Origin of the sequence: Pseudomonas sp. MCal1, assembly GCF_026341415.1 — a bacterium.
GTDB lineage: Bacteria > Pseudomonadota > Gammaproteobacteria > Pseudomonadales > Pseudomonadaceae > Aquipseudomonas.
This window is the reverse complement of record NZ_JAKUMP010000034.1, coordinates 1-872: the sequence shown is the minus strand read 5'-3', so window position 1 is coordinate 872 and position 872 is coordinate 1. Positions and strand designations below refer to the sequence as shown.

Genomic DNA, 872 nt, shown 5'->3' with positions numbered 1-872 from the left:
TGGTATTCGCTCTGCCCCTTTAGTAGTGCGAATACGACCCGAGCAAGTTTACGGGCCAGAATCACCAGTGCCTGAGTGGTGCTGAACCCTTTAGCTCGTTGCTCTTCATAAAAACCTTTCCAGGTCGCTGTTCGGCTGGCCGACATGGCTGCATTGTGCAAAAGTCGGCGCGCCTCCGGATCACCTCGTTTTGTCAGACTGCGACGACCGTCCTTCTGCCCCGACTGTGAAACCCGTAAATCCATCCCCAAAAAAGCGATGAATGCGTCAGCGTTTTTAAACTCGCCCCGTTGAAACGCCGCGATCAGGCGAGCTCCAGTCAAAAAGCCTATGCCTTCAACTTTCATGCAGCGCCTTAGATGGACAAGTAAACCGGCCTCTTTAAGGAGGTCGTTGATCATCTTCTCGACCAGCACTTCAAGCCTCTGCATTGAGGCTATTTGCTCGGCAAAAGCGGCTTTGAGCAGCGGCTCATTTGCCCAGCTCTGTACCAGGCCAACTCGTGCCTGAACCAGCGCGGCGCGCCGGCGGAAAAGGCTCAAGAGCTGACGATACAGCGGCGATGGTGGAGTCCATGGGTGAAGCTCTTCATATTCGTTTTTCAGATAACGGGCGAGCAGCTTTGCATCCAGCGCGTCGGTTTTGGCGCGAACCTTCACACCTTTGCGGTAGTGGCTTAGTTCATAGCCACCGACCATGTAAATCGTGCAGCCGGCATCATGGGCCAGATCGGCGAATTCCAAGTGATAGATATTGGTCGACTCAATTGCTATGTCGACCGGTGCCGGCAAGGTTTTCAGCCATTTCTTGATGGCTGGCTTGTTATTGGGAAGCGTCTCCAGCAGATCCAGTTCGGTCTGGTAGATCACCAG

1 protein-coding gene is annotated in these 872 nt (G+C 53.9%); it reads right to left on the bottom strand.

The window, feature by feature from the left end; all coding sequences use genetic code 11:
- Window positions 1–872 (bottom strand): transposase (locus MKZ87_RS28830; protein ID WP_266202222.1); only part of this gene is annotated, 872 nt, incomplete at both ends.